Raw genomic sequence first — 6687 nt, 5'->3', positions numbered from 1 at the left:
CAAGCAGGAAGTGATGATCCACTCAGACCAGGGCAGCCAGTTCAGCAGCCTGGACTGGCAAAGTTTCCTCAAGGCCAACAACCTAATCAGTAGCATGAGCCGGCGCGGTAACTGTCACGACAACGCCGTGGCAGAGAGCTTTTTCCAACTGCTGAAGCGCGAACGCATCAGGCGGAAAACCTACGGCACTCGTGAAGAAGCACGCGCTGATGTGTTCGATTACATCGAGATGTTTTATAACCCTAAACGCCGGCACAGCAGCGCTATGCAGCTATCGCCAGTGGATTTTGAAAAGCGCTATTTCCAGAGCTTGGAAAGTGTCTAGGAAAGCCGGGGCGATTCATAGAGCAAAAACTCTCTCCGCGCAGGCTCACTTCTATTCAGAAAGAAAGTTTGATATTGGCTCTTGAGAGATTTAGGGGGCAAGCTGTTTCAGTTATTTCCCCGGACAATCCAGAGGGCAAAGAGTACGCTCTAGATTTTATTGAGGTTTTCAAAGGTGCTGGTTGGATTGTTACTCCTTCAGGAATATCTACCGATTTATTTACAATTGGGTACGACGTCGACCCCATAGGCATTCAAATTGGTCTTCCTAAAGAGCACGGTGAATATGGGGAAGATTATGAGGCAAGTAAGTATCTTTACGATGTTTTACGATCGCATAGCATTTCTAGCAGTATCACTTCCACCACTCCGCTAATTGATTCAGCTAATGGTGCGATAGATTTCTCTGTTGGGGTTAAGGCCACTCAGTGAGTATAGATTTAATAGCAAGCTTGCTTTGTTTAGTTACCACCACTTAATTATTTCGCCTCTCGAACAACCAAGAACATCATCGTCAATTGTATAATCGTGCTTTAGACATTCTTGAATCGGACGGGGTTTGCAGTCGACTTTGCAGCGCTTCGATTCAATAATTGCGGTGTGCTTCTGCTTCATGGCCTCGTCGTAGGCGATCTGCTCTTCGATCTTTCTCTTTTCTAGGTAGGCTTTGGCGCCCGGAGCCATTGCGCCTCCGTTCTCTGCAAAGCCGCGCATCATCCTGTCGCTCAAGTCCTGGTGCATTGGCTTGATGATCAGGTCGGTGATGGCCTGGCTTGCCGAGTCTATGACATCGCTTTGAGTGGGATCTTTAGGTTCGGCAACTGCGCTCAGGGTGGCTAGCGCGATAAATGCAATTCCTGCTGCTCTAATGGTCTTCTTCATCGTCAGAGTCCTTTCTGCGGGCAATCCAGCGCCTGGCTACTTCCTGGGTGATCGCTATCCCGCGTTGGGTTGGTTCAAGTTTCGGTTGGCTTCGTCGTAATCCGGGCTTGTTTGGCCTGCCTCGGGCGCGATCTGGCCGCTTGCCAGCCAAAGGGCGTATTGGGGGTAGATCTTCACCAATACGTCTATCTCGTCCGCGCTCACTCGTACGGCGCCCTTGCTGACATTTCTCCAGCGTTCGTAGTCCCCACCTTGCTCGCTAGCCCGCTTGGGCCCCACTAGCTTGATCAATGCGCGTGCTCTATCGGATGCGCTTGGCATATCGAATATTTTTTCCTGGGTAGCTATTGCCCCACCATAAAAGATGGGTAACAATCACTCCATGGGTAGTAGTTACCCATTTCGCTGGTTGGTTATCAATGCTGAACATAGTGGAACAAAGCAGATGGATAAGGAAGGTCTCGACTCCCAAAAGCTCCATGGCGCCCCGCCTTTGATGCCATGGCCGAAGTTCGCCGAGTGGATCGGCATGGCGGATGAACCTTTGGTGGTACGCAGCTGGCTCGAACGCGGCTATCTGCCTTCGCAGAAGGTCGGCAAGCGCACCATGGTCAACGTGGCCCTGCTGCACCAGCAGCTTCTTGAACAGGAATGGACGCTATGAAGAAGAAAGACGACAGCCTCGACCTCTGCAGCATCAAGACCTTCGCTGAAATGAGCGGCGTGTCCGTTGAGGAAGCCATCAATTGGGTTGATAGCGGCGCCATTCCCAGCATGCGGCTAGCTGACTTTCGCATGGTCAACCTTGCTCGTATCCGCGCTGATATGAGCAAGGGCAAAACTGCATTCAACCCAGGAGACTACAGCCATGCCTAATCAGCTCGATGTAGTTAACCCTTCGAACGCCGCTTCATACGTTGGCCAGACGGTGCTAATGGAGCTGGTTTGGGAGCAAGACCCCGAACCGATGTGGCGCTGCTTTCATGTTCTGGGCTTTGTTCTGCCAATGGATGGCGTTTACGAACACGGCTATCTCCTGACGATGGATCTCGACGGTAAGTCGCGTCACCCCGACGAAACCTTCTTTTCGAGCATCCGCACCATTCGGGCGATACGGCACCGCGACCGGCAGAGTTCCGGCAACGTACTGGGCCGTATGACCCGACCTATTCAAGAGGGGTCAAGGGCCGCGCTCCCGGCTCGTCGGAACAGCTCTACCGTTCCGTCGAACGGAAGCACGGGCGCAGCGCACCCTTGAGGCCCTGCACCTATGACCAGCCTATCAGCGGGAGTGTGGGGTAGCTTCACCACCCCATGCTCCCGAGCCCTCGGCGGCAAGAGCGGGATGACAAGGGCAGCGCCCTTGGTGTCAATCATCCCTCCCGTCCGCATCACCTCCCGCGCCCTGTTCCTTCTCGAAGGCCCGCTCGCGCTCCTGCTCCCGGTGATCCTGCTGATCATGTGGGTCGCCAACCTGCCCCCCGATTGGCGCTTCCAACCCTCGCTGTATACCCGGGAACAACCCTGCCAGGAACGGAGAGGGAATCCCTTCATAGACCCAACAAGCCAGATTGAGAGAGAGGTGTGCGAAACCGCTGGCGATGCCTTGCGTGCGACGGCACGGCGCGCGCGAGGGAGCGCTAGCGGTGAGGCGCGCATGAGCGAGCGCTGGAGTGGTTCAGTTCAGAACGGAGGCGCGAGCGAGGCACGCGCCTCCGCGCTGACGTCCCTGTAACACGTCAGATAAACACAGTGAACATTCCGCATTAATCAGCATTAGGTAAATAGAAATGGCAAAGGCAAAAGACTTCATGCGTCTGGACATGCTCGCTCGCGAGGATGCCAGTGGGCGTCTGTTCATCGACCCGGGCACGACGGCCATGGTCGACCTGTCCCGCGTTCGTTTACTGCGTTGCGGGGTGGACACGGTTCGCCAGCTCTACCGTGGCATGATCCGCCCTGAAATCATGGCGCTGTTCGAGAAGCCGGGCACGATGGTGCAGTTTGCTGGCAGTACCTGGCACTCTGGCCGTGTCAGCAAGGACTCCGGTTACCAGTACAAGCTGCAGAACGCTGACCTGGGCATCATCCTGCTGGTGAAGAACTTCAACGCGAAGATCGACAGCATTGGCCCGCACCTGAAAATCGAAGTGTCGCCCCATGCCATCGACGCCCTGTCACCCGAACGCCTGCAGCAGCGCCTGGATCTGTACGCCGCCGAAGTGCTGAGCCACTTGGAAATCAACCAGTGCGCCGTTCACCTCGCGCTAGACCTGCAGGGCTGGAAACCGCCTGTAGATCTGGTCGCCCGCATGCACTGCCGGGCACGCAATCAGCGCGATATCTCGGGCATCAACGAGATCAACTGGACGACCAAATCCAGCACCTATGGCCGCGGCGAAACCTTTATGTTCGGCTCTGCCAGTGGCGTACAGCTGGCGATCTACAACAAGACCGAACAGGCCCGCGCTACCGACAAACTCGACTACTGGGAAAGCGTCTGGAAGCGCCGCGACAGCTTCGACGCCAACGACCCGGACAACTACGACCCTAAGGCGGACGTGTGGCGCGTAGAGCTGCGCTATCACCATTCGATCATCCAGCAATTCGCCAGCGGCTCGGTGGATCTGAAAACCAATGCGGTGATTGATACCAGCTCGTTTGCGGCCTTTGCAGGGCATCTGGACGGCCTGTGGCGCTATGGCTTGAGGCAATTCAAGCTGCTGACCCGCCCTGGGTATTTCGAGCCGATCTGGACGCTGATCCGTGATGATATCCGCGTGGATCTGCCGGTGGATTCGCTGCTCGATGACACCGAATACAAGCGCTACTACAAGACATCAAACGGCTTCTCGGGCAAGAACGTGGAGCTGTTCCTGGGAAACTTCATCAGCCTACTTGCAAGGGAGCAGGTGGGCGCAAAAAAGGCGTTTAAGACCCTCCAGCAATGGGACTGCTGGCCGGTCATCCGCGATCACTACGCAGCCAAGGATATGACCCAGGACGATCTCTACAAACACATCCGGGATCTGCTCACAGAGCGACATGTGCGGTGGGGCAGGGCCGTCTGATGGCCATATTCCAATTGCCGGATGGCCGTTGGAAGGTCGACGTTGAACCCATCAAGGGCAAGCGCTTCCGCAAGACCTTCAAGACCAAGACCGAAGCCCAGCGCTTTGAAGCCACGTGCCGAACCAAGGTCGTCGATAACCGCGACTGGTCGCCCAAGCCCAAGGACAAACGCCGCCTCTCCGAGCTGGTGCAGCTCTGGTATGAGTTGCATGGTGTGGCCCTGTCGGATGGCCTGCGCCGCTTCACCATTCTCAAGGCTGCAGCCACGTTCATGGGTGACCCTGTGGCCCATAAGGTCGATGGTTCGGTGATTGCCTCGGCTCGCGCTCGCTGGATCGCCAAGGGCGTTACCGGCAAGACGGCGAACAATCGCCTGGGCTACCTCAAATCCGTTTACAACGAGCTGCATAAGCTCGACGTGATCGACTACCCGTGCCCGTTCACCCGCATCAAGCCCATCCGCCTGCAGGAACGCCCGCTGGCCTATCTGACCAAGCCGCAGATAACCGAGCTACTCAACGCCCTGCGCGACCGCACGACCGGGCCACATACCTACATGGTGGCGCTGATCTGTCTATCGACCGGGTGTCGGTGGGGAGAGGCTCAGGCTTTGACCCCTGCAAGGATCGGCGGCGGGGTTATAACCTTCGCCAATACCAAGTCCAAGCGTGTCAGGGCTGTGCCGGTGTCATCGTCCCTGGTGCAATCCATCCAGGAGCATTGGGCAGAGCATGGCCCGTTCACCAACTGCATGGGCGTGTTCCGCAAAGTGCTGCACCTGACCACCATCAACCCGCCGAAAGGGCAGGCCAGCCACATACTGCGCCACACCTTCGCGGCTCACTTCATCATGGGTGGTGGGCATATCGTGACGCTGAAAGAGATCCTGGGGCATGCGTCGTTGGCCATGACCATGCGCTATTCGCACTTGGCGCCTGAGCACTTGAATGACGCGATCAGGCTGGGGCCTATGGCTGACTTCTCACACTGAAACCAATTGAATGGAGGTGCGCCACTGGCGTACTATTTCGGCATGATCTTTATCGAGACTCCCATCTTCACCAAGCGCCTGAAAGAGCTGCTGACTGACGACAGCTATTCCGCGTTTCAGCGTGAGCTGGCAGACCGGCCAGACATTGGTGATGTGATCGAAGGTACAGGTGGCATCCGTAAGGTACGGGTTGCCTCAAGCGGCCATGGCAAACGGGGTGGCTCCAGGGTCATCTACTATCACTTCACGTCCGCTTCGCAGATTGCGCTGTTGCTGATCTACCCGAAGAACGAGAAGGATGATCTGTCGGCCGATGAGCGCAAAGTGCTCAAGCACATTATTGATCGGTGGAGGTAATCACCATGAACAAGTTCTTCGACGACCTGCTGGAAAGCGTTCAGCAGATGGACGAGATTCACCGGGGCGAACGCCAGCCATCCAGGGAATTCACCGTGGACGCCCTGCAGGTGAAAGAGATCCGCAAGGCCACTGGTCTCACGCAAGCCAAGTTCGCGGCCATGATCGATGTGCAGCTCGGCACCCTGCGCAACTGGGAACAAGGCCGACGCGAACCGACCGGCCCGGCCAAGGCGTTGCTGCGTGCTATACACAACGACCCCAAGCACGTCATCCAGGCACTGTCCGCGTAGGTTTCGACACTTCATCGACACCCCCAAGCGCCGCCCACAAAAAAGCCCTGTAAAAACAGGGCTTTAGTGTTTCTGATCTGGAGCGGCTAAGGGCATCGAACCTCTTCCTCAAGATGCGCTACGGCTGAATCCAATCTTCGACAGTCTTCTCGGTAGTCGAGTAGATTAGCTCTTGAGCGACTTATACCGCTATGGAGTGGCGCATGGACAACGATGTATCTAACGGGGTTTTCACATACCAGAATTGCCTGCGGCTTTTGGCTATCGGCACTTCGTTCTGGCTGCCTCTCCTAGTGGGGTATTCAGCAGGGTTGTTCAGACCTATCCCTAGGACTGTTGCCGAGGGGAGCGTGGCCTATGCGGGTATAGCCTCTCTCGTTATTGGTTTTTTCGGAGTGCTATTTCTGCGGAGTGAGTTTGTATATCAGAAGGTTTGCTACGTGTTGCTGTATCTGTTGATTGCTCCTATTGTTCTTTTCTTTACGGGATGGAGTGGCATGCTCCTTAGCGGATATGGCTATTAGTCACGACTTATCGCTTTACCCGATATCTCGCGGGATCACCTGCAGGTTGCCCTACCGCTAAATCTCACAGTCGACACTTCATCGACACCCCCAAACGCCGCCCACAAAAAAGCCCTGTAAAAACAGGGCTTTAGTGTTTTTGATCTGGAGCGGGCTAAGGGAATCGAACCCTCGTCATGAGCTTGGGAAGCTCAGGTAATACCATTATACGAAGCCCGCTTTTGCGTGCGCCTTTATACCTGAA

11 protein-coding genes and 1 tRNA gene are annotated in these 6687 nt (G+C 55.8%); 9 read left to right on the top strand and 3 right to left on the bottom strand.

Annotation, left to right across the window (positions count from 1 at the left end; all coding sequences use genetic code 11):
- Together BLR94_RS26500 and BLR94_RS27410 are read left to right on the top strand one after the other, a co-directional pair.
- Positions 1 to 325 (top strand): IS3 family transposase (locus tag BLR94_RS26500; protein WP_139207524.1); only part of this gene is annotated, 325 nt, incomplete at its 5' end.
- A gap of 74 nt (positions 326 to 399) precedes the next feature.
- Entirely contained in the window at positions 400 to 756 is a 357-nt protein-coding gene (locus BLR94_RS27410) for a hypothetical protein (RefSeq protein WP_139207523.1), read from the top strand.
- 33 nt (positions 757 to 789) lie between these two features.
- Here BLR94_RS27410 and BLR94_RS26495 read toward each other — a convergent pair whose 3' ends face one another.
- On the bottom strand, positions 790 to 1206 hold the full coding sequence (locus tag BLR94_RS26495; protein ID WP_084308922.1) for a hypothetical protein: 417 nt from the start codon (positions 1204 to 1206) through the stop codon (positions 790 to 792).
- Positions 1207 to 1260: 54 nt separating this feature from the next.
- The gene (locus BLR94_RS28115) at positions 1261 to 1527 is read right to left on the bottom strand and encodes a DNA-binding protein (protein ID WP_084308923.1); all 267 of its coding nucleotides are present in this window, start codon (positions 1525 to 1527) and stop codon (positions 1261 to 1263) included.
- 124 nt (positions 1528 to 1651) lie between these two features.
- Between BLR94_RS28115 and BLR94_RS26485 the strand changes: the two genes are divergently transcribed.
- The 7 genes from BLR94_RS26485 (at position 1652) to nadS (ending at position 5919) form a co-directional block, all read left to right on the top strand.
- Entirely contained in the window at positions 1652 to 1870 is a 219-nt protein-coding gene (locus BLR94_RS26485; RefSeq protein ID WP_084308924.1) for a hypothetical protein, read from the top strand.
- Entirely contained in the window at positions 1867 to 2082 is a 216-nt protein-coding gene (locus BLR94_RS26480; RefSeq protein WP_084308925.1) for a hypothetical protein, read from the top strand. The genes BLR94_RS26485 and BLR94_RS26480 overlap by 4 nt, the downstream gene beginning before the upstream one ends.
- Positions 2075 to 2464 carry a hypothetical protein gene (locus BLR94_RS26475; protein WP_084308926.1) on the top strand — a complete coding sequence of 130 codons (390 nt, stop codon included), beginning with the start codon at positions 2075 to 2077 and terminating at the stop codon, positions 2462 to 2464. The genes BLR94_RS26480 and BLR94_RS26475 overlap by 8 nt, the downstream gene beginning before the upstream one ends.
- Positions 2465 to 2996: 532 nt before the next feature.
- Entirely contained in the window at positions 2997 to 4277 is a 1281-nt protein-coding gene (locus BLR94_RS26465) for a hypothetical protein (protein WP_084308927.1), read from the top strand.
- The gene (locus BLR94_RS26460; protein WP_175154264.1) at positions 4277 to 5269 is read left to right on the top strand and encodes a phage integrase; all 993 of its coding nucleotides are present in this window, start codon (positions 4277 to 4279) and stop codon (positions 5267 to 5269) included. Before BLR94_RS26465 ends, BLR94_RS26460 begins: the two co-directional genes overlap by 1 nt.
- Before the next feature lie 42 nt (positions 5270 to 5311).
- Positions 5312 to 5626 (top strand): type II toxin-antitoxin system RelE/ParE family toxin, encoded by a 315-nt coding sequence (locus tag BLR94_RS26455; RefSeq protein ID WP_084308929.1) that lies wholly within the window; start codon positions 5312 to 5314, stop codon positions 5624 to 5626.
- A 5-nt stretch (positions 5627 to 5631) separates the two neighbouring features.
- Complete coding sequence (nadS, locus tag BLR94_RS26450; RefSeq protein ID WP_084308930.1) at positions 5632 to 5919, top strand: NadS family protein; 288 nt, start codon at positions 5632 to 5634, stop codon at positions 5917 to 5919.
- Between the two features lie 669 nt (positions 5920 to 6588).
- Here the strand turns inward: nadS and BLR94_RS26440 are convergent.
- Positions 6589 to 6662, bottom strand: a tRNA-Gly gene (locus BLR94_RS26440).
- Positions 6663 to 6687: the final 25 nt, after the last annotated feature.

The organism is Phytopseudomonas flavescens (assembly GCF_900100535.1).
Lineage (GTDB): Bacteria > Pseudomonadota > Gammaproteobacteria > Pseudomonadales > Pseudomonadaceae > Aquipseudomonas > Aquipseudomonas flavescens.
Note: the sequence above shows the minus strand (reverse complement) of the source record. Positions and strands in the feature narration are given on the sequence as shown.